Below are 20536 nucleotides of genomic sequence, written 5' to 3' on the forward strand. Positions count from 1 at the left end.
GAGTTCCTCCCCCATGACGGCTCCACCGCCGGAATCGACGAGCCCTCCGTCGCGGCCTTCTGGCTCGCCAGGCCGCCACTCCCGTCCCTCAACTCTGCCCCTTCAGGCCAACTCCCTGTGCCACCGGGAAAGACCCGGAACGCCTGCCTCCTGTCCGGCCCGGCGAATGGCTAATTTCGTGCGCATGACAGCCCTCACCGCAACAGTCAAGCGCCGTGCGGCGCTCCTCCTCGGCGCCGCCTCCCTCGCCGCCTCGGCCGGTCTCGTGAACGCCACTCCCGCCGCCGCGGCGGTATCGGACTGCAACGGCTGGTCGGTGTGCTACTTCCAGCACAACAACTACGAAGGCGATGTCTACGTCTTCGGGCCCGGCCTGCCGCAAGGAACGCCCGAGTGGGGCCACGACCTCGCCTCCTCGATCGTCAACAACACGGGCTCGGCCTACTGCTTCTACGAGCACCCCTATATGACGGGCGCGCAATTCAGGATCGGCCCGTGGGAGCGCTGGGCCTCCCTCCCGAGCTGGATCAACGACAAGATCAGCTCCTTCAAGCCCTGCTAGCGGGCGCGCTGCGGGTTCCAGGGGCCGTCCCTCCCGGCCGGGGGGCGGCCCCTCATCCGTTGCGGGCGACCCGTTCGTCGGCCAGCACGACCGCCATGACATAGGCCATCACGGTCAGCCAGACGAGAAACATCAGCAGCGCCCTCCGGTCCGGGGGAGGGGTCTCCGTCACGTGCGGTCGGCCGGCGGCGACGGTACGAGGACCAGGGGGTTCGAGGGGTTCGAGCGCTGGTCCCGGTCGAGGCGGTCCAGCCGGGCGCGGATCAGCCGGTCCCGGTCCGGGGGGCGGATGTGATCCGGGTCGGCGGTCCAGGGGTCGCCGGGCGCGAGGGGGCGCAGTACGTAGCCGACCACCTCGCCCATCTCGTCGGCGGCGGTGTCGAGCACGGTCTCCCCGGCCATGGGGCGGTGCGGGCGGTCGGCCGACAGGTCGGCACCACGCTGCCGGTGCTCGACGGCGACGCGGATCGCGCGGGTGAGCCGCAGGGTGTCCATGATGGTGAGCGCGCCGACGAGGATGGTGGGTTCGGCGTCCTCGGTGCACCAGTCGACCTTCAGGGAGGCCGGCGCCACGTCGATCTGCGCCAGCAGTCGGCGGAGGGATTCGTAGGTGTCCTGTGCGTGGTTGTGGGGGTGGGGCATGGGGGGCTCCCGTTTCGGCCAATTGTCACTGTGCGTGCATCACTCTGAACTGAGCGCGAGTAGCTTCGCCAGGGGGGAGCGGACAACAAAGGCGCTGAAAGAAGGAGGCGTTCGTTGAGCAAGGGCACCCGGGGCATGCGGCTCAACGAGGAAAGGACCGGATGGGAGTTCTTCGGCAATGAGCTGAAGAAGCGGCGGGAGGCTGCGGGGCTGACGCAAGGCGAACTCGGGTCCAGGGTCTTCGTGTCCGGCAGCTACATCGGCCAGATCGAGGCCGCGATGCGCAAACCCCAGCTCGACCTGGCGGAACGGATCGACATCGAGCTGCGGACCGAGGGCCTCTTCGCCCGTATGTGCCGGGACCTCATTGAAGCCGTCCCCGTTCCCGACGACGAGGACGAGTCTCCGCTCCCCTCCTACTTCAGCGGAGTCGCCGTACTTGAGTCAGAGGCCCTCTCGATCGCCGAGTACGCTCCGTCCATCGTTCCCGGCGTCCTTCAGACCGAGCAGTACCACCGGGCCCTGCGAGCCCCTTTCCTGCCCCTGTCACCCGCGCGGAATGGAGGCGACGAGGTACGGCGGCGCCAGGAGCGGGCCGCTTTGCTCACCCGTCCAACAAGGCCGCTGTTGTGGGTCGTCCTCCAGGAAACCGTGTTGCGCGTCGCTGTGGGCGGTCGCGCGGTGATGGCCGGGCAGTTGAGGCACATCGCCGATCTGATGGAGTCCGGCCGCATCGGCGTTCAGGTGCTCCCCTTCTCCGAGGGCGCGGTGGCGGTCACCGGTGGCATGTTCTCGGTGATGACGTTCGAGGACGCCCCTGACGTGGCCTACAGCGAGGGGCAGCACTCGGGTCGGCTGCTCGATGATCCGGTGCTGGTGGTGCGGTACCAGCAAACCTTCGCTCTGCTGCGGGCAGCCGCCATGTCGCCGGGGGGTTCCCTGACGATGATCGCGACGGCGGCGGAGTCGTACACGTGACGCGCGTCCGGCCCGCTGTCTGATCGAATCCCGGTACTTCGGTTCGGCCGCCACCGCCACCAAGCCCATCGAGGTGCGGGTCAACTCCCCGCACCTCGTGGACCTGCCTGTCGTGCCGCACCCCCTCCCGCAGGATCCGCCCCTCAGTGCTGAGCCGCCCTCAGCCGGTCGGATACGGCGTCGGTGCCGGGCCGGCCGCGCACTCCGCGTCCGCCCCCCGCCCCGGCACCCGCGCGGGCAGCTCCCCCGTCGTCAGGTACGCGGCGATATGGGCGTCCACGCAGGCGTGGGAACCCGGCGTCGGGCCGTTGCTGATGCCGCCGGGGACGGCGACCAGGGACGCGCGGGGGAAACGGGACCGCACTTCGAGGCTGCCCGCGTAGGGGGTCGCCGCGTCCAGGGTCTCGTGGACCAGCAGAACCGGCGCGACGGCGGAGCCGTTCACCCGTACCGGCGTCCCCGCCTCGGCGCCCCAGGTGCGGCACGGCGCGTTGAACCAGGTGTTGCCCCAGGTCGTGCCCGGCGCCCGGCGCGCGGAGGCCACGGTGTCCGCCCGCCATGTCCGCCAGGAGGCCGGCCAGGGCGCGTCGGTGCAGATCTGGGCGAGCATCGCCGCGTACGTGTTGTCGTCGCCGTGCTGCATGAGCTGGTCGTAGAGCGCCCTCAGGGTCACGGCGTCGCCGTCGTGCACCCAGCCCGCGAACGCGGCGCCGAGCAGCGGCCAACTGGACTGGAAGTAGGGGGCCACCAGGAACAGGTCGGCCCATTCGTCGGGGCCGATCACCCCGGCGGCCGGTGCGGCGGTGACGGCGGCGATCTGCCGGTCCCACTCGGCGGTCACCTCCGCCCGGGTGGTGCCGAGGCCGTAGACGCTGTTGTGCGTGGCCAGCCAGTCGAACCAGAGCCGCAGATTCTCCTCCAGCCCCACGTTCTGGTCGAAGTTGGCCGCGTTGTACCAGACGCGCCGCGGATCGACGTTGGAGTCCAGCACCGCGCGGCGGACGCGGTCGGGGTGGAGTGTGGCGTAGACCTGCGCGGTGTACGTGCCGTAGGAGCGGGCGTAGAGGTTGAGGCGTCCGGCGCCCAGGGCGGCGCGGATGTACTCCATGTCGGCCGCGGTGTCCGTGGCCTTCATGTGGTCGAGCAGGGCCGACTGGGGGCCGGTGTCGCACGCCGTCGCGTAGGACTCGGTCCGTGCCACCCAGGCCGCCTCCTCGGCGGGGGTGGCGGGGGCGTAGGGCGGGCGGTCGTAGGCGAAGACATCGGGGTCGCAGGTCAGGGCCGGGGAACTGGGGGCGAGACCGCGGCGGGCGAAGCCGACCCAGTCGTAGGCCGCGCCCGCCCTGTCGGGCAGCAGGGCGCCCTGGAGCGGGTCGGTGTATCCGGAGCCGCCCAGCGGGTTGGGCACGGCCAGCAGCACGCCCTGGTAGTCGCTGTCGGGTGCGGTGTGCCGGATGCGGGACAGCGCCAGGGTGATCTTCGGGCCGCCGGGGTCGGCGTGGTCCAGCGGCACGCGCAGGGTGCCGCACTCGGCCCCGGCGGCGGTCAGGGCCGGATCGGCGCAGTCGTCCCACGCGATCCGCCCACCGGTACCCGTCCCGCCGCCCGGCACCGCCGCCACGGCGGGTGCCGCGGGGGCGGTGAGCAGCAGTAACGCCGCGGCGACGGCCCCCGCCACCGTTCGTCTCCACGGGAGTCTCGCCGTTGGTGTCGCCGTTGGTGTCGCCGGTGGTGTCACCTGAGGGTCTCCTCATCGGTCCCGGGTGCGGCCGAAGGACCGGCCGCACCTCGGAAGCGATGATTCCCTCAGTGCCTGTGGACCCGGGTGCCGTGGGCGCGATCCGGTCGCTGCGGACCCGGGCGCCGTGGATCCGATCCGGTCGCTCCGGGGCCGGGTGCCGTGGACCGACCGCTGGGGCCCGGCCCGCGCGGCGCGCCCCGCCTCACGTGGCCGGAATGACCCCCGTCCCCAGCAGCACCAGCGTCACGGCACCTACCGCCACCCGGTACCAGATGAACACGCTGTAGCTGTGGTGCGCGATGAAGCGCAGGAGCCACGCCACCGCCGCGTACCCCACGATGAAGCTGACCACCGTCGCCGTGATCGTCGCGGGCCAGCCCACCCCGTTGGAGATCGCGTCGAACTCCGTCACCGTCTGGAGGACCGCCGCTCCGGCCAGTGCCGGGATCGACAGCATGAAGGACAGGCGGGTCACCGTCACCCGGTCCAGGCCGCGCAGCAGACCCGTCGAGGTCGTGGCGCCGGAGCGCGACACCCCCGGGATCAGGGCCATGCACTGCACCAGGCCGATGATCAGGGTGTCCTTCCAGGTGACATCCCCCTCGCCGCGCGTCTGTGTGGCCCGGCGGTCCGCGAACCACATCACCCCGCTCCACAGGATCAGCGCGATGGAGACGACGTACAGACTGCGCAGGGTCGTCTCGATGTGGTCCTTGAAGACCAGGCCGACGATCCCGATGGGGATCGAGCCGATGATGACGGCCCAGGCGAACCTGTAGTCCGCCTCCCGCCGGGCCTCACGCCGGGTGAGGCCCCGGAACCACGCCGTGATCAGCCGGGCGATGTCCTTGCGGAGATAGATGACGGTCGCCAGGACCGCGCCCACCTGGATGATCGCCGTGAAGGCCGTGATGTCGGGATCGTCCGGGGAGTGGCCGAGCAGCCGCTCCAGAATCGTCAGATGCCCGGTACTGGAGACAGGGAGGAACTCGGTGAGTCCCTCGACCGCCCCCAGGAATGCCGCCTCAAGTATGTTCACGCAGCTCTATTCCTCTGCTTCTGCTTCCCCGCACGTACCTGGAACAGCAGGAGCCTAGGGAGTCGATCACCGGGCCCGTACCCCACCCCCGTCAGGAGCGGGCCCCGACGATCGCCAGGGATCGCCAGGGGGGGACGGACGGCGAATTGTTGCGGGGGGATGAAATCCGCTTCGCCCCGTGTTGGTCCCATGCGGAGGCATGAGGTACCCGGGGGCACCAGGTACCGGGGGACCAGGGAAAGGCGGCTCAGTGGCAGCGCAGCGGGGATGGATCGGGCGGCTGACCGGCTACGCCTGGCGGCACCGGACGGACGTCGTGCTCGCCCTCGGCTCCTCCCTGGCGGGCATGGCCGTCATGGCGGTCGTCCCGCTGATCACCAAGGTGATCATCGATGACGTCATCGGGGACAAGTCCCGGGGGATGGGCCTGTGGGCCGGGCTGCTGATCGCCGCGGCCTTCGTGGTGTATGTGCTGACCTACATCCGGCGGTACTACGGGGGGCGGCTCGCGCTCGACGTCCAGCACGATCTGCGGACCGAGATGTACGACACCCTCACCCGCCTCGACGGGCGCCGCCAGGACGAGCTGTCCACCGGGCAGGTCGTCGGGCGGGCCACCAGCGACCTCCAGTTGATCCAGGGCCTGCTGTTCATGCTCCCGATGACCATCGGGAACGTCCTGCTGTTCGTGATCTCGCTGGCGATCATGGCGTGGCTGTCGCCGCCGCTGACCCTGGTCGCCCTCGCCGTCGCCCCCGCCATCTGGTGGATCGCCAAGCGGTCCAGGGCCCGGCTGCACCCCGCCACCTGGTACGCGCAGGCCCAGGCCGCCGCCGTCGCCGGGGTGGTGGACGGAGCGGTCAGCGGGGTCCGGGTGGTCAAGGGGTTCGGGCAGGAGGAGCAGGAGACCGGCAAGCTGCGCGAGATCGGGCGCAGGCTGTTCGCCGGGCGGCTGCGGACCGTCCGCCTGAATTCCCGGTACACCCCGGCGCTCCAGGCCGTCCCCGCGCTCGGGCAGGTCGCCATGCTGGCGCTGGGCGGCTGGCTCGCGGTGCGCGGCAGCATCACCCTCGGTACGTTCGTCGCCTTCTCCACCTATCTCGCCCAGCTCGTCGGGCCCGTCCGGATGCTCGCCATGGTGCTGACCATCGGGCAGCAGGCCCGCGCCGGTACCGAACGGGTGCTGGAGCTGATCGACACCGAGCCGTCGATGGCGGACGGGAGCAAGGAACTGCCCGCCGACGCGCCCGCGACCGTCGAGTTCGACGATGTGTCGTTCGCGTACGACCCGGCGACGCCCGTGCTGCGCGGGCTCAGTTTCGAGATCCGGGCGGGGGAGACCCTCGCCGTCGTCGGGTCCTCCGGGTCCGGGAAGTCCACCGTCTCGCTGCTCCTGCCGCGCTTCTACGACGTCAGTCGCGGGGCCGTGCTCATCGGCGGGCACGATGTGCGCGAGCTGACCCTGTCCTCGCTGCGCTCCGCCATCGGGCTCGTCCCCGAGGATTCGTTTCTCTTCTCCGAGAGCGTGCGCGACAACATCGCCTACGGGCGCCCCGGCGCCAGTGACGAGGAGGTGCGGGCGGCGGCTCGGGCCGCGCAGGCCGACGGGTTCATCAGCGAGCTTCCCGAGGGGTACGACACCAAGGTCGGCGAGCACGGCCTCACCCTCTCCGGCGGCCAGCGGCAGCGCGTCGCCCTCGCCCGCGCCCTGCTCACCGACCCCCGCCTCCTCGTCCTGGACGACGCCACCTCCGCCGTCGACGCCCGGGTCGAGCACGAGATCCACGAGGCGCTGAAGGAGGTCATGCGGGGACGCACCACCCTGCTCATCGCCCATCGGCGGTCCACGCTCAACCTCGCCGACCGCATCGCCGTCCTGGACGGGGGACGGCTCGCCGACCTCGGTACGCACGAGGAGTTGCAGGAGCGGTCCGCGCTCTACCGGCGGCTGCTCACCGATCCCGACGAGCTGGGGGGCGTCTCCCCCGGGCACACCCCGCCCGCCGCACCCCGCGAGGACACCTCCGTCCGCGACGAACTCGACGCCGAGTTCGACGCCGAGCGCGGCATCACCCCCGCCCTGTGGACCGGCGACCGCGAACCCAAGGACCTCGCCCTGGCCGGCACCCCGGCCACCCCCGAACTCCTCGCCCAGGTCGACGCCCTGCCCCCGGCCACCGACGTCCCCGACATCGACGAGGGGCGCGCGGTGCGGCCCGAGGCGCACTACGGGCTGCGGCGGCTGCTGCACGGCTTCGGGCGGCCCCTGCTGATCAGCCTCGGCCTGGTCGCCCTCGACGCCGGGATGGCGCTGCTGCTGCCGGTGCTGATCCGGCACGGCATCGACAGCGGCGTCACCGAGGCCGCCCTCGGCGCGGTCTGGGCCGCCGCCCTCCTCGGGGTGATCGCCGTCCTCGCCCAGTGGGCCGCGCAGACCGGCGAGATCCGGATGACCGGCCGCACCGGCGAACGCGTGCTGTACGCGCTGCGGCTGAAGATCTTCGCCCAGCTCCAGCGGCTCGGCCTCGACTACTACGAGCGCGAGCTGACCGGGCGGATCATGACCCGGATGACCACGGACGTGGACGCGCTGTCGACGTTCCTCCAGACCGGGCTGGTCACGGCCTTCGTCTCGCTGGTCACCTTCTTCGGGATCATGGGCGCGCTCCTCGTCATCGACATCCAGCTCGCCCTGGTCGTGTTCCTCACCCTGCCGCCGCTGATCGTCGCCACCTTCTTCTTCCGCCGGGCCAGCGTCAAGGCGTACGAGCTGGCCCGCGAGCGGGTCTCGGCGGTCAACGCCGATCTCCAGGAGTCGGTGTCCGGGCTGCGGATCGTCCAGGCATTCGGGCGGGAGGCGGACGGCGGGCGGCGGTTCGCCGAGCGGAGCGCCCGTTACCGGGAGGCCCGGATCCGGGGGCAGTGGCTGATCTCCGTCTACTTCCCCTTCGTCCAGTTCCTGTCCTCGGGCGCCGCCGCCGCCGTCCTCGTCGTGGGCGCCGGACGGATCGAGGCGGCGACCCTCACCACCGGCGCGCTGGTCGCCTATCTGCTCTACATCGATCTGTTCTTCGCCCCGGTCCAGCAGCTCTCCCAGGTCTTCGACGGCTACCAGCAGGCGTCCGTCTCCCTCGGCCGGATCCAGGAACTGCTGCGCGAGCCCACCTCCACCCGCTCCGCGCACCAGCCCCGCGAGGTGCTCTCGCTGCGCGGCGAGATCGCCTTCGAGGACGTCGACTTCGCCTACGGCACGGAGGAGGAGGCCCTCACCGGCATAGACCTGCGCATTCCCGCCGGGCAGACCGTCGCCTTCGTCGGCGAGACCGGCGCCGGGAAGTCCACCCTGGTCAAGCTGGTCGCCCGGTTCTACGACCCGACCGGCGGCCGGGTCACCGTCGACGGCGCCGATCTGCGCGACCTCGACCTCACCTCGTACCGGCACCGGCTCGGGGTCGTCCCCCAGGAGGCGTACCTCTTCCAGGGGACCGTGCGGGACGCCATCGCCTACGGGCGGCCCGACGCCACCGACGCCCAGGTGGAGGCCGCGGCCCGCGCGGTCGGCGCCCACGAGATGATCGCCACCCTCGACGGCGGCTATCTCCACGAGGTCGCCGAACGCGGACGCAACCTCTCCGCCGGACAGCGCCAGCTCATCGCGCTGGCCCGCGCCGAACTCGTCGACCCCGATGTGCTGTTGCTCGACGAGGCCACCGCCGCCCTCGACCTCGCCACCGAGGCCCAGGTCAACCAGGCCACCGACCGCCTCGCCGGCCGCCGTACCACCCTGGTCGTCGCCCACCGGCTGACCACCGCCGCCCGCGCCGACCGGGTGGTCGTCATGGATCACGGCCGGGTCGCCGAGGACGGCACCCATGACCAACTCCTCGCCCTGGACGGCCGGTACGCCCGGCTGTGGCGCACCTTCACCGGCGCCCCGGAGGCCCCGGAGGAGGGCGAGCCGGTGGCCGTGTCCCGCTGACCGCCCGGCGCCCCGGTGCAACCTTCCGGTGGGTCTTCGGCGTCCGTACACCCGTACGGCCGGTGTCGTCGGGCGGGAAGGGGCGGTCGTGGTCTGGGGAGACGTGCACCGGTGGTTCGTGCTCGGTACGGCCTCGGTCACCGCCGCCGCGCTGCTCGCCCTGCTGGCCCCCGCCGACGCCTCGGCCGCCGTCGCCGGGGGATCGGGGTGCGCCGGGCGCAAGATGCGGACCCTGCCCTTCACCACCGGGTCCGTCCAGGTCTTCAAGAGCGGCGGCTATGTCTGCGCGGTGACGCTGCCGAAGACGGTCGGGGGACGCAAGGCGATGTCCGTCTCCCTCCAGGCACGCGGCAACCGGCCGGTCGTCGACCAGGGCCGCTATGTCCGCCGCGCCGGACCGGTCACCGTGCACGCGGGCCAGCGGTGCGTGCGGGTCAAGGGCTCGGTGGGCTCCGGGTCGGTGAGCAGCGGCTGGATCCTGTGCTGAGCGGTCCCCCTCCGGCCTAGGGAATCCCCTACGGTTCGTCAGTACCCCCTGGTGTGAGCCCGATCGCTCCGATAGCTTCCGCTACCGCGCACATCTGCCGCACAGGTTCACGCTCACATGGTCACGCTCACAGGGTGACGTTCACAGGGGAGGGTCATGCGCAAGGCGCTCAGATGGCTGCTCGCGCTCACGGTGCTCATCGGCACCCTCAGCACGGCGGGGGCGGCCACCGCCGCCCAGCAGCCACAGGCCACGGACATCAAGGACCGGCTGCTCGCCGTACCCGGAATGAGCCTGGTCCAGGAGAAGCCGTACCCCGGCTACCGCTTCTTCGTCCTCAACTACACCCAGCCGGTCGACCACCGCAAGCCCTCCCAGGGCACCTTCCAGCAGCGGATCACCGTGCTGCACAAGGACGTCTCCCGCCCCACCGTCTTCTACACCGGCGGCTACAACGTCTCCGTGAACCCCAGCCGCCGCGAGCCCACCCAGATCGTGGACGGCAACCAGGTCTCCATGGAGTACCGCTTCTTCACCCCGTCCCGCCCCAGCCCGGCCGACTGGACCAAGCTGGACATCTGGCAGGCCGCCAGCGACCAGCACCGCATCTTCGAGGCCCTCAAGCCGATCTACCAGGAGAACTGGATCTCCACCGGCGGCTCCAAGGGGGGCATGACCGCCACCTACTACGAGCGCTTCTACCCGCGCGACATGGACGGCGTCGTCGCCTACGTCGCCCCCAACGACGTGGTGAACAACCAGGACAAGGCGTACGACCGCTTCTTCGCCGAGGTCGGCACCGAGGAGTGCCGCGACCGGCTGAACGGCGTCCAGCGCGAGGCCCTGGTGCGCCGCGAGGCCCTGACGGAGCGCTACGCGGCCTACGCCGCCGAGAACGAGTACACCTTCACCACCGTCGGCAGCCTGGACAAGGCGTACGAGGCCACCGTCCTCGACTACGTCTGGGGCTTCTGGCAGTACAGCGTCCTCGCCGACTGCGACACCATTCCGGCCGACGCCGCGAACGCCACCGACGACGAGCTGTGGAACTCCCTCGACACCATCGCCGGTTTCTCGTTCTACACCGACCAGGGCCTGTCCCCGTACACCCCGTACTACTACCAGGCGGGCACCCAACTCGGCGCCCCCACCATCCACTTCCCGCACATCGAGAAGAAGTACATCCGCTACGGCTACCTCCCGCCGCGTGAGTTCGTGCCGCGGGACATCGCCATGACGTTCCAGCCGAACGCCATGCGGGACATCGACTCCTGGGTGCGGGGCAACGCCCGTCAGATGCTCTTCGTCTACGGCGAGAACGACCCCTGGGGCGCCGAGCCGTTCCGCCTGGGCAAGGGCGCCCGCGACTCCCACGTCTTCACCGCGCCCGGTGCCAACCACGGGGCGAACGTGGCCGGTCTGGTCGCCGACGAGAAGGCCCTCGCCACCGCCCGGATCCTGGACTGGGCCGACGTCGCCCCGGCCGCCGTCCAGCAGGACGCCGACCTGGCCAAGCCGCTGGCCCGCTACGACGCGAAGCTCGACGTCCGGGACGTGGAGCGGGAGCCGACGCTGCGCCCGTGACCCAGGGGCAGGGCACGCGCCCGTGACCCAGGGGCAAGGGACGCCGCCCGTGACCCATGCCAGGGGGCCGGTCTCCGTTGCGGGGGCCGGTCCCTTCTGCTGTCCGTCCGGCGCGGCCCACCGGGCACCGGGCGGGGCGGTCCGGGCTCAGTAGGCCAGCCCGTGGCCCCGTGGATAGAGGACCCCGCCCGGCGCGTCGGTCCGGGGGACCGGGACCGGCAGGCGGCCCCGGGGGCGGACCCGTCCGGCGATCACCCGGGCGGCGGCCCGCAGTTCGACGTCCGTCCAGGAGTAGGTGGCGAGGGCGGCCCGGACGCCGGGCAGTCGGGCCACGTCGTAGGGGTTGCGGATCGCGACGGCCACCACGGGCTTCCCGGTGGCGATCAGCCGCTCCACCAGGGTCCGCTGGGCGCTGCCCGCGCCGCCCGCCGGGATGTTGTGGGTGCCGACGACCACCGCGTCCGCGCCGCCCGCCGCCGTGACCGCCCGCTCGATCGCCGCCGGGGTGGGGGCGAGGCCGGTGGGCAGGGCGGTCGCCCGGAAGCCCTCGGCCCTCAGGGCGTCGGCCAGCACGGTGGTGGGCGGGCCGGTGGTGCCGGAGGGGGAGGCGGGGTCGGCGCCCACGACCAGCAGCGCGGGGTGGGTCGTCCGGTCCAGGGGCAGCAGCCGGTCCTCGTTGACCAGGAGGGTGGTGGTGCGCTCGGCGATCCGGTCGGCCGCCGCGCGGTGCGCCGGGGTCCCGACGACCCGGTCCACCCCGGACCGGGTGACGTACGGGGCGTCGAACAGATCCAGCCGCGCCTTCAGCCGCAGCATCCGGAGGATCGATTCGTCCAGCCGCGCCTCGGTGAGTTCCCCGTCCCGGACGGCCGTCAGCACCGCGTTCCAGGCGAGATCCAGGTCCGGTGCGTTCAGCAGGACGTCCACCCCGGCCCGCAGCGCCAGCACCGGCACCCGGTCGTCGCCGTACTTCTGCCGCACCCCGGCCATGTCGAGGGCGTCGGTGACGACGAGGCCGTCGTAGCCCAGTTCCTCGCGCAGTATCCCGGTGACGATCGGGCGGGAGAGGGTGGCAGGGTCGCCGGAGCCGTCCAGCGCGGGGACCAGGAGGTGAGCGGTCATGACGGAGTCCGCCCCGGCCTCGATCGCCGCGCGGAACGGCACCGCGTCCAGCGTGTCCCAGCGCTCCCGGGTGTGGGTGATGACCGGGAAGCCGAAGTGGCTGTCCACGGCGGTGTCGCCGTGCCCCGGGAAGTGCTTGGCCGTCGCCGCCACACCGGCGGCCCGGTAGCCGGAGGTCTCCGCCGCGACCAGCTCGGCGACCGACGCCGGGTCCGAGCCGAAGGAGCGGACGCCGATCACCGGGTTCGCCGGGTTCACATTCACATCGGCGACGGGGGAGTAGTTCTGCCGGATGCCCATCGCGCGCAGTTCCGCGCCCGCGATCAGAGCGGCCTGGCGGGCATCGCCGGCCGAGCCGCCCGCGCCGATCGCCATCGCGCCCGGGAGGAGCGTCGCGGGCCGCCCGATCCGGGCCACGGCGCCGTGCTCCTGGTCGGTGGAGATGAGGAGGGGCAGGCCCCGGGGGCGGGTCAGGGCGGCTTTCTGGAGGCCGTTGGAGAGGGCGGCGATCTGGTGGGGGTCGCGGGTGTTGTGCGCCCAGCCGAAGTAGATGATCCCGCCGAGGTGGTACTTGGCGACCAGCTCGGCGGGCGTCCGGACGCCCAGCTCCCGCACATTGGTGTCGATGTCCGCCCGGTCGGGGTCGGTCGCGGAGTGGCCGTAGGCCCGGGAGACGAAGAGCTGGCCGACCTTCTCCTCCAGGGTCATGCGGGAGATCAGGGCGCGCAGGGCTTGATCGGGAGCAGGGGAGGCAGTGGAGTCACCGGGGCGATCGTCGGTGGGGGTTGTGGGGGAGGCGGGGGCGGTGGGGGGCTTGGGGGACGTGGGGGCGGTCGGGATGGCCCGGGTCTCCGCGCCGATCGCCAGGCCGGCGGTGACTCCGGCCGTGGCGGCGAGAACGGTACGCCTGGAGGGCATGGGTGCGCTCCTTCCGGAGTGATCCATAGTGATCCGTCGAGGGCCCATTGAAGGAAGTGCGTGCACGGTAACCGGTGAGGGGGGTGGGGCAGGGGGAGGCGGGGGCGGGGGCCCGGCGAGGCGTGCCGCAGGGGGGTGGCAAGGGGGTGGTCAGGGTGCGGGTGCCGAGCGGGCCGCCGCTCCGGGCCACTGCTCGCGCAGGGTCCGTACGGTCTCGGCGATGGCCGGGCGGCGCGCCGCGCCCTCGCGCCACAGCGCGTACAGCCGCCGTACCGGCACCGGATCGAGCGCCACCTCCACCACCTGAGGCGGCAGCGGCCCCCGCCCCAGCCGGGGGATCAGCGCGATGCCGAGTCCGGCCGCGACCAGCGCCACCAGGGTCGGGTTCTCGTCGGCCTGATGGGCGATCTCCGGCTCGTGCCCGGCCCCGCGCAGGGTGCGCAGCAGCCAGTCGTGGCAGATGCGGCCGGGCGGCTGGCACACCCACCGCTGCCCGCCCAGCTCCTCGCGCCGCACCCCGCCGCGGCCCGCGAAGGGATGGCCCGCCGGGACCAGCAGCGTGCACACGTCCTCCCCGATCCGCGCCCGCTCCACCCCCGGCGGGACCCGCAGCGGGGCGATGTCCCAGTCGTGCGCCACCGCCATGTCGACCGCGCCCTTGGCGACCATCCCGACCGACAGATGCGGATCGACCTCACTGAGCCGGGTGTCCAGCGCGGGGTGCCGGGCGGCGAGATCGGCGAGGACGTACGGCATCAGCCCGCGCGCCGCCGACGGGAACGCCGCCACGGTCAGCCGCCCGGCCGGCTGCCCGCGCCGCCGCTCCAGATCGGTCTCCGTACGCTCCACGATGGCCAGCAACTCCTGGGCGGCGGAGCACAGTTGCTGCGCCTCGTCGGTGAGCCGCACCCCCCGGCCCGCCCGCTCCAGCAGGACCGTACGGGTCTCCTTCTCCAGCTTGGTGATCTGCTGGGAGACGGCCGAGGGGGTGTAGCCGAGGGCGGCGGCGGCAGCCCCGACCGTGCCGTGCACGGAGACGGCGTGCAGGGCGCGCAGGCGCTGGAGGTCGAGCACGGGGACCTGCTTTCGGGGTGGGGCCTTCTTTGCCGGGGTGGGCCTTCTTGGTGGGGCCGCGATCATTCAGTGTTGCTGAATCCAAGCATGCATCAATCATCGCTGGTGCTTCACGCCCCGGCCGGGACATCCTCGGTGCCATGCGCCCCTCCCATCTGCTGCTCGCCGTTCTCGTCGCCGCCATCTGGGGCGTGAACTTCACCGTCATCGAGATCGGCCTCGACCACTTCCCGCCGCTGCTCTTCTCCGCCCTGCGCTTCCTGGTCGCGGCGGTCCCGGCCGTCTTCCTGGTCGGCCGTCCCACGGTGGCCTGGAAGTGGATCGTGGGGGTCGGGCTGGCGCTCGGGGTGGTCAAGTTCGGGCTGCTGTTCATCGGCATGGACGCCGGGATGCCGGCCGGGCTGTCCTCCCTGGTCCTCCAGATCCAGGCGGTGTTCACCGCGCTGATCGCGTTCGCCGTGCTGCGCGAGCGCCCGACCCGGTTCGGGGTGATCGGCATGGCGGTGGCGCTCGCGGGGATCGCGGTCGCGGCCGTGGACGAGGGCGCCTCGGGGCCGCTGACCGGGTTCGCGCTGGTGGTGCTGGCGGCCGTGGGGTGGGGGGTGTCCAACGTCGTGACCCGGAAGGCGGCGCCGCCGGACGCGTTCAACTTCATGGTGTGGGTGTGCACGGTGCCGGTGCTGCCGCTGCTCGCGCTGTCCCTGCTGACCGAGGGCGTGGACCGGGATCTGGCGGCGCTGCGCGCGCTGGACTGGCAGGGCGCGGGGACGGTCCTGTTCGTCGCCTGGGTCAGCACGGTGTTCGGGTTCGGTGCCTGGGGCTGGCTGCTGCGCCGCCACCCGGCGTCCACGGTCGCGCCCTTCTCGCTGCTCGTCCCGGTGTTCGGGATGTCGGGGGCGGCGCTGTTCCTGGGCGAGTCGGTGACGCCGCTGCGGTGGTGTGCGGCGGTGCTGCTGGTGGTGGGGGTGGGGCTGACGTCCCTGGCGCCGAGGACGCCGGGGGCCCCGAGGACCCCCAAGGCCCCGAAGGGGCGGGAGCCGGGAGAGCCGGGGGAGTCGGGGGAGTCGGGGGAGTCGGGGGCGCCGGTCGCCGGGGGTGGTGCGGACGAAGGTGGACGGGACGCGCGTCCCTCCACGACGATCACCGCATGACCACGCCGCCCGTACCCCCGCCCCCGCCCAGCCCCTCGCCCTCGGCCTCGTACCTCATCCTGCACGGCTGGCAGAACCGCCGCCCCGCCCGGCACTGGCAGCACTGGCTGGCCGACCGGCTCCGTGCCCTCGGCCACCAGGTCGTCTACCCCCAGCTCCCCGACCCCGACGCCCCCGAACTGGAGGCGTGGCTGGCGGAGTACGGGCGGCGGCTCGCCGAACTGGAGGGGCCCGAGCGGGTCGTCGTGGCCCACAGTCTGTCCGTACTGGGCTGGCTGCACGCGCTGGCCCGGGACGTACCCGGGGCGCGGGACGTGGACCGGGTGCTGCTGGTGGCTCCGCCGTCGTACGAGGTGATCGCCCGGCTGCCGGAGATCGCGGCGTTCGGCCCGCCGCCGCCGGGCGTCATCGCGGCCCGCACCCGGCTGGTCGCCACCGACAGCGATCCGTACTGCCCCGAGGGCGCCGACCGGCTCTACGCGGAGCCGCTCGGCCTCCCGGCCGACGTCCTCCCCGGCGCCGGACACCTGGACCTGGTGGCGGGGTACGGGGAGTGGCCGGGGGTGCTGGAGTGGTGCGTGGGGGGTGGGGAGGTGGAGGTGCGGGGGCGGGGGCGGGGGTGAGCACGGGGAGGACGGGGAGGTCGGGGAGGTCGGGGTCAGGGAGCCGGGGTGACGGGGGTGCCCCGGCCCCCGCCCGGAGGGCTACGCCGCGTCGTGCAGCAGGCGGCCCAGGTGGTCGCGTCCGGCCGCCAGCAGGTCCGGGAGCGGGGCCGCGGCCTCGTACCAGCGCTTCTCGTACTCCCAGCACAGCCAGCCGTCCCAGCCGCCCCGGGTGAGCACCTCGACGCACTCGCCGAGCGGCAGGATGCCGGCGCCGAGCGGCAGCGGGGTCGTGTCGTCGGCGGAGGCGATGTCCTTGACCTGGACATAGCCCAGATGCGGGGCGAGCGCGGCGAAGGTCTGCGCGGGCTGCTCACCGCCGAGCCAGGTGTGCATCACGTCCCACAGCGCGCCGACGCTCCGCTGGTGGACCGGGCCGAGCACCCGGGCCACCGCCGCGCCCGTGCGGTGCGAGTCATGGGTCTCCAGCAGGATGCGGACCCCGGCGTCGGCGGCGTGGGCCGCGCCCTCGGTCAGCCGCCGGACCGCTGCCGCGTCCGCCTCGGCGGGGTCCCTGTCCGGGTCCCCGTCCGGGTCCCTGTCCGGGTCGCCGTCGGGGTCGCCGCCGGGGAAGACCCGGACGTGGGGCGCGCCCAGGTCGCGGGCGAGGTCGACCAGGGCGCGCAGTTCGTCGAGGACGGGGGTGTCGTCGCCGGGCGCGGCGACGCGGACGTATCCGGCGAGGCCGAGGGGTTCGATCCCGGCGTCCTCGAACGCGGTGCGGGCCGCCGTCCGTTCGGCCGGGCCGATGCCGGGGTGCACCGGCTCCTCGGGGTGGGCGCGCAGTTCGACGCCGTGGTAGCCGTGCCGGGTCGCGAGGGTCAGGACGTCGGAGAGGGGGAGGCCGGGGACTCCCAGCGTGGAGAAGGCCAGCTTCATACCGCCGGACCCTACTCGACCCCGCCCCTCACCCCGTGTGCGCCCGGAGGCCGAGCCGCCAGTCCTGGCCCGTCAGATCGTGGCCGAAGGAGTGGTGGGGCGCCTCGGCGACCAGCTCGAACCCGTGCCGCTGATAGATCCGGCGGGCGCTCGCGAGGATGTCGTTGGTCCACAGCACCAGGTTCTCGTACCCGGCCTCGCGGGCGAAGGCGATGACGGCGCCGACCAGGGTGTCCCCGATGCCGAGCCCGCGCGCGTCCGGCTCGACCAGCAGCAGCCGCAGCCGCGCGGTCGCGGGCGCCGCGTCCCGTACGCACATCACGCACCCCACCGGGCGTCCGTCCAGCTCGGCGATCCACACCCGCTCCCGCGCCGGGTCGTGGCCGGCGGCGAAGTCGGCGACGATCCGGGCGACCAGGGCCTCGTAGCTGTCGTCCCAGTCGTACTCGGCGGTGTAGAGCGCGGCGTTGCGCTGCACCATCCAGCCCAGGTCCCCGGGGGCGGGCGGGCGCAACCGGACGTCCTCGGGGCCGGGGGCGCGGCCGTCGCCGAGGAGGGTGCGGACCGTGCGCAGGGCGTCGGCGAGGCGGGGGCGGTCGGCCGGGGGGACCGTCGCCAGCAGGGCGCCCACGCTCGCCCGGGACCGCTCCTCCAGCAGTTCGGCGGCGGACCGGCCGCGCTCGGTCAGCCCGATCCGGCGGCGCCGGGTGTCCTGCTCGGAGCGGGCGCGCTCGATCAGCCCGTCGTCCTCGAACTTGTTGAGGATCCGGCTGAGATAGCCCGCGTCCAGATGGAGTTGGACGCGCAGATCGGCGGCGTCCACCTGCGGCGCGTGCGCCAGTTCGTACAGGACGCGGGACTCGGTGAGGGTGTAGGGGGCGTAGGTGTGGCGGCCGTAGTCGAGGGCGCCGATGAGGTGGGTGTAGAAGCGGTTGAAGGAGCGGATGTCCTGCACGGTCATGGTGGGCCTTCGCCTGGGTTCCCAATGCCTGGTTTCCCGGTGCCTGGACCATCTGGACCATCTGGACCATCGGTTCTCCAGGGCCGGGAATTTCTCTGACTGAGTCAGAGAAATCGTAATCCCCCGCGCGGCGGCGCGTCCACACCCGTCCCACAGCCCACACATACCTTCGAGTAACCCCACCCCTGAGCTTGACTCGCTGTCACCGATCCCACTTAACTCACACCCTGAGTTTTCTGACGCGTGTTTCCCGAGCGGACTCCCCCACCGCGTATCGCTCCCCTCAACTCCCCCCTCCAGGCAGGAATGCACCCAGATGCCGGATTCTCAGCACCGCAAGCGTTTCTGGACCCGCCGCAAGGTGCTCGGCGCCTCCGCGGGCGGCACCGCGGCAGCCGCCCTCGGCGCCTTCGCCGCCCGCGCGGCCACCACCTCGGACCCGAGCGCCACCGCGAGCCCGGCCGGTGATGTCGTCGGCAAGGTGACCGTCGGTTACCAGGGCTGGTTCGCCTGCAAGGGCGACGGCGCCCCGATCAACGCGTGGTGGCACTGGAGCCCCAACAGCGCCCAGCCGCCCTCCCCGTCCAACCACGGGATCACGTCCTGGCCCGATCTGCGCGACTACACCAAGACGTACACGACGGCCTACGCGAACCTCGGCAACGGCGGCGCGCCCACCCTCTTCTCCTCGTACGACCAGCAGACGGTCGACACCCACTTCCTGTGGATGCAGCAGTACGGCATCGACACCGCCGCCCTCCAGCGCTTCAACCCGACGGGCGGCGAGGGCCCCACCCGCAACGACATCACGGACAAGGTCCGCTCCGCGGCGGAGAAGTACGGCCGCAAGTACTACATCATGTACGACGTGACGAGCTGGACGGCCTTCCAGTCGGAGATCAAGGCCGACTGGACCGACCGGATGAAGGCCCAGACCGCGAGCCCCGCCTACGCCCAGCAGAACGGCAAGCCGGTCGTCTGTATCTGGGGCTTCGGCTTCAGCGACGACAAGCGCGACTTCACCCCCGCCGCCTGCCTGGACGTCGTCAACTGGTTCAAGGACCAGGGCTGCTACGTCATCGGCGGCGTCCCCACCTGGTGGCGCACCGGTGTCAGTGACTCACGCCCCGGCTTCAGCGAGGTCTACCACGCCTTCCACATGATCTCCCCGTGGATGGTCGGCCGGATCGGCAAGGCCGCCGACTCGGACTGGTTCCACGACAACGCGACCGTCCCCGACCTCGCCGAGTGCGCCGCCTCCGGCATCGACTACCAGCCCTGCGTCCTCCCCGGCGACGTGGCCGAACGCCAGCGCGCGCACGGCGACTTCATGTGGCGCCAGTTCTACAACGTGGTCCGGGCCGGTTCCCAGGGCATCTACATCTCCATGTACGACGAGTACAACGAGGGCAACCAGATCGCCAAGACCGCGGAGTCGCAGAGCTGGATCCCCAAGGACTCGGGCCTGCTGGGCCTCGACGAGGACGGCACGGCGTGCTCCGCGGACTACTATCTGCGGCTCACCGGAGACGGCGGCCGGATGCTCAAGGGCCAGCTCGCCGTCACGGCGACCCGCCCGACGGCGCCCTATGTGGCGGGTACGTCGGCGGGGCTCCCGGCGGTCTCCACGATCACCCTGCGGGCCCGCGCCAACAACAAGTTCGTGACGGCGGAGAACGCGGGCACCTCCTCGCTCATCGCCGACCGCGACGCGGCCGGCGCCTGGGAGCGCTTCGACCGGCTCGACCTCGGCGGCGGGAAGATCGCCCTGCGCGCGCGGGTCAACGGCCGGATCGTCTGCGCCGACTCGGCGGGCACCGCCGCCCTCGCCCCCAACCGCCTCGCCGTCGGCGCCTGGGAGACCTTCCGGCTCATCACCCACTCCGACGGCACGGTCAGCCTGCTCGCCGAGGTCAACGGCCGCTATGTGACGGCGGACGACGCCGGGGCGTCCCCACTGGTCGCGAACCGGACGGCGGCGGGGGTGTGGGAGAAGTTCGACCTGGCGACCGTCTGAGCCGGTCCACGCCCTAGCTCCGCTCCTTCGTCTGCTTCGTCTCCTTCGTCTGCGGTGGCGTCCCCTGCGTCCACAGGGGCCGGACGGCGACCCGGCTGAAGCGCCAGCCGTCGTCCGGTGTCCACCGCAGATCGGCGTCGAAGAGACCGCCGACCGTGAAGAGGGTTCCGTCCGCGTAGACATGCGTCATGAGCGCGTTCCAGGAGGCGCGGGCGGACCCGGCGCCGGGGTCGTGCCCGTCCACGAGGATCCCGGACGCGATGTGCTGCGTGGCGACGAAGGGCGCGAGCGCCTCCACGGCCCCGCGCGTCGCCTCGTCGGCCCCCTCACCGGCCCCGACGGGCGTCTCCATCCGCACATCCGGGGTGACGAGCCCCGCCATCGCGCCCCCGGCGTCGAAGTCCCGTGCGTCCAGGGCCCGGAAGAGGCGGTGGACGAGGGTGGGGACGAGGTCGGGGGCCAGGGTGGGGGCCAGGGTGGGGGTGGGGGCGGTGCCCGGGGTGGGCGTGCGGGTGTGCTCGGTGTTGGTCATGGGGGCGAGGGTCGTACGTCAAGCGGGGTTGAGGTCAAGGGCGGGTCGCGGGAGAAGGGCAGGCTGCGGGACAAGGGCAAGTTGCGGGCCATTTGGTTGTGCGCAACTAAGTTGTGTGCTCTACTTACATCCGTCGGCAGGGAAACGGGCCCCAGGCCCCGAACCCCGGGCCCCGAACCCCAGGGCCCAAACCCCCACCGGCACCCAC

The 20536-nt window shown here is 72.5% G+C and carries 16 protein-coding genes; 8 read left to right on the forward strand and 8 right to left on the reverse strand.

Going from position 1 to position 20536, the window contains the following annotated elements:
- Positions 1 to 184 precede the first annotated feature (184 nt).
- Positions 185 to 562, forward strand: coding sequence for a peptidase inhibitor family I36 protein (locus AB0O01_RS26900; protein ID WP_365317217.1), 378 nt, complete (start codon positions 185 to 187; stop codon positions 560 to 562).
- 168 nt (positions 563 to 730) lie between these two features.
- On the opposite strand, the gene AB0O01_RS26905 is transcribed toward AB0O01_RS26900, so the two are convergent.
- On the reverse strand, positions 731 to 1204 hold the full coding sequence (locus tag AB0O01_RS26905; protein WP_365317218.1) for a hypothetical protein: 474 nt from the start codon (positions 1202 to 1204) through the stop codon (positions 731 to 733).
- A 114-nt stretch (positions 1205 to 1318) separates the two neighbouring features.
- Between AB0O01_RS26905 and AB0O01_RS26910 the strand changes: the two genes are divergently transcribed.
- Positions 1319 to 2182, forward strand: a complete 864-nt coding sequence (locus AB0O01_RS26910) for a helix-turn-helix transcriptional regulator (RefSeq protein ID WP_365317220.1) — start codon at positions 1319 to 1321, stop codon at positions 2180 to 2182.
- A gap of 160 nt (positions 2183 to 2342) precedes the next feature.
- Here AB0O01_RS26910 and AB0O01_RS26915 read toward each other — a convergent pair whose 3' ends face one another.
- Positions 2343 to 3860: an alpha/beta fold hydrolase gene (locus AB0O01_RS26915; protein WP_365317222.1), complete on the reverse strand. Its 1518-nt coding sequence runs from the start codon at positions 3858 to 3860 to the stop codon at positions 2343 to 2345.
- 265 nt (positions 3861 to 4125) lie between these two features.
- Complete coding sequence (locus AB0O01_RS26920) at positions 4126 to 4962, reverse strand: undecaprenyl-diphosphate phosphatase (protein ID WP_365317223.1); 837 nt, start codon at positions 4960 to 4962, stop codon at positions 4126 to 4128.
- Between the two features lie 250 nt (positions 4963 to 5212).
- Between AB0O01_RS26920 and AB0O01_RS26925 the strand changes: the two genes are divergently transcribed.
- The 3 genes from AB0O01_RS26925 to AB0O01_RS26935 all read left to right on the forward strand — a co-directional run bounded on the left by AB0O01_RS26925 (position 5213) and on the right by AB0O01_RS26935 (position 11012).
- Entirely contained in the window at positions 5213 to 8941 is a 3729-nt protein-coding gene (locus AB0O01_RS26925) for an ABC transporter ATP-binding protein (protein ID WP_365317225.1), read from the forward strand.
- 88 nt (positions 8942 to 9029) lie between these two features.
- Positions 9030 to 9428, forward strand: a complete 399-nt coding sequence (locus AB0O01_RS26930) for a hypothetical protein (RefSeq protein WP_365317226.1) — start codon at positions 9030 to 9032, stop codon at positions 9426 to 9428.
- A gap of 156 nt (positions 9429 to 9584) precedes the next feature.
- Positions 9585 to 11012, forward strand: a complete 1428-nt coding sequence (locus tag AB0O01_RS26935; RefSeq protein ID WP_365317228.1) for a S28 family serine protease — start codon at positions 9585 to 9587, stop codon at positions 11010 to 11012.
- Positions 11013 to 11159: 147 nt separating this feature from the next.
- Here the strand turns inward: AB0O01_RS26935 and AB0O01_RS26940 are convergent, their stop codons facing one another.
- A complete protein-coding gene (locus AB0O01_RS26940) occupies positions 11160 to 13052 on the reverse strand; it encodes a glycoside hydrolase family 3 protein (protein WP_365317230.1) in 1893 nt (630 codons plus the stop codon).
- Positions 13053 to 13202: 150 nt separating this feature from the next.
- Positions 13203 to 14126, reverse strand: a complete 924-nt coding sequence (locus tag AB0O01_RS26945) for a LysR family transcriptional regulator (RefSeq protein ID WP_365317232.1) — start codon at positions 14124 to 14126, stop codon at positions 13203 to 13205.
- A gap of 140 nt (positions 14127 to 14266) precedes the next feature.
- Here AB0O01_RS26945 and AB0O01_RS26950 point away from each other — a divergent pair, with 140 nt between their 5' ends.
- Together AB0O01_RS26950 and AB0O01_RS26955 are read left to right on the forward strand one after the other, a co-directional pair.
- Entirely contained in the window at positions 14267 to 15277 is a 1011-nt protein-coding gene (locus tag AB0O01_RS26950) for an EamA family transporter (protein WP_365317234.1), read from the forward strand.
- Positions 15274 to 15900 (forward strand): alpha/beta hydrolase, encoded by a 627-nt coding sequence (locus AB0O01_RS26955; RefSeq protein WP_365317235.1) that lies wholly within the window; start codon positions 15274 to 15276, stop codon positions 15898 to 15900. The genes AB0O01_RS26950 and AB0O01_RS26955 overlap by 4 nt, the downstream gene beginning before the upstream one ends.
- A gap of 81 nt (positions 15901 to 15981) precedes the next feature.
- On the opposite strand, the gene AB0O01_RS26960 is transcribed toward AB0O01_RS26955, so the two are convergent.
- Both AB0O01_RS26960 and AB0O01_RS26965 read right to left on the reverse strand, forming a co-directional pair.
- A complete protein-coding gene (locus AB0O01_RS26960; RefSeq protein WP_365317236.1) occupies positions 15982 to 16818 on the reverse strand; it encodes a sugar phosphate isomerase/epimerase family protein in 837 nt (278 codons plus the stop codon).
- Between the two features lie 28 nt (positions 16819 to 16846).
- On the reverse strand, positions 16847 to 17779 hold the full coding sequence (locus AB0O01_RS26965) for a bifunctional helix-turn-helix transcriptional regulator/GNAT family N-acetyltransferase (protein WP_365317238.1): 933 nt from the start codon (positions 17777 to 17779) through the stop codon (positions 16847 to 16849).
- A gap of 316 nt (positions 17780 to 18095) precedes the next feature.
- Between AB0O01_RS26965 and AB0O01_RS26970 the strand changes: the two genes are divergently transcribed.
- Positions 18096 to 19796 (forward strand): xylosidase, encoded by a 1701-nt coding sequence (locus tag AB0O01_RS26970; RefSeq protein ID WP_365317240.1) that lies wholly within the window; start codon positions 18096 to 18098, stop codon positions 19794 to 19796.
- A gap of 13 nt (positions 19797 to 19809) precedes the next feature.
- Here the strand turns inward: AB0O01_RS26970 and AB0O01_RS26975 are convergent, their stop codons facing one another.
- On the reverse strand, positions 19810 to 20328 hold the full coding sequence (locus tag AB0O01_RS26975; RefSeq protein ID WP_365317241.1) for a nuclear transport factor 2 family protein: 519 nt from the start codon (positions 20326 to 20328) through the stop codon (positions 19810 to 19812).
- Between the last annotated feature and the right edge of the window lie 208 nt (positions 20329 to 20536).

Origin of the sequence: Streptomyces sp. NPDC093252, assembly GCF_040683675.1 — a bacterium.
GTDB lineage: Bacteria > Actinomycetota > Actinomycetes > Streptomycetales > Streptomycetaceae > Streptomyces.

What these genes read in the sequence shown, in the direction of transcription:
- AB0O01_RS26900 (WP_365317217.1), top strand. Translation starts at nt 185, where the DNA reads ATGACAGCCCTCACCGCAACAGTCAAGCGCCGTGCGGCGCTCCTCCTC.
- AB0O01_RS26905 (WP_365317218.1), bottom strand. Translation starts at nt 1,204, where the DNA reads ATGCCCCACCCCCACAACCACGCACAGGACACCTACGAATCCCTCCGC.
- AB0O01_RS26935 (WP_365317228.1), top strand. Translation starts at nt 9,585, where the DNA reads ATGCGCAAGGCGCTCAGATGGCTGCTCGCGCTCACGGTGCTCATCGGC.
- AB0O01_RS26940 (WP_365317230.1), bottom strand. Translation starts at nt 13,052, where the DNA reads ATGCCCTCCAGGCGTACCGTTCTCGCCGCCACGGCCGGAGTCACCGCC.
- AB0O01_RS26950 (WP_365317234.1), top strand. Translation starts at nt 14,267, where the DNA reads ATGCGCCCCTCCCATCTGCTGCTCGCCGTTCTCGTCGCCGCCATCTGG.
- AB0O01_RS26955 (WP_365317235.1), top strand. Translation starts at nt 15,274, where the DNA reads ATGACCACGCCGCCCGTACCCCCGCCCCCGCCCAGCCCCTCGCCCTCG.
- AB0O01_RS26960 (WP_365317236.1), bottom strand. Translation starts at nt 16,818, where the DNA reads ATGAAGCTGGCCTTCTCCACGCTGGGAGTCCCCGGCCTCCCCCTCTCC.
- AB0O01_RS26965 (WP_365317238.1), bottom strand. Translation starts at nt 17,779, where the DNA reads ATGACCGTGCAGGACATCCGCTCCTTCAACCGCTTCTACACCCACCTC.
- AB0O01_RS26970 (WP_365317240.1), top strand. Translation starts at nt 18,096, where the DNA reads ATGCCGGATTCTCAGCACCGCAAGCGTTTCTGGACCCGCCGCAAGGTG.
- AB0O01_RS26975 (WP_365317241.1), bottom strand. Translation starts at nt 20,328, where the DNA reads ATGACCAACACCGAGCACACCCGCACGCCCACCCCGGGCACCGCCCCC.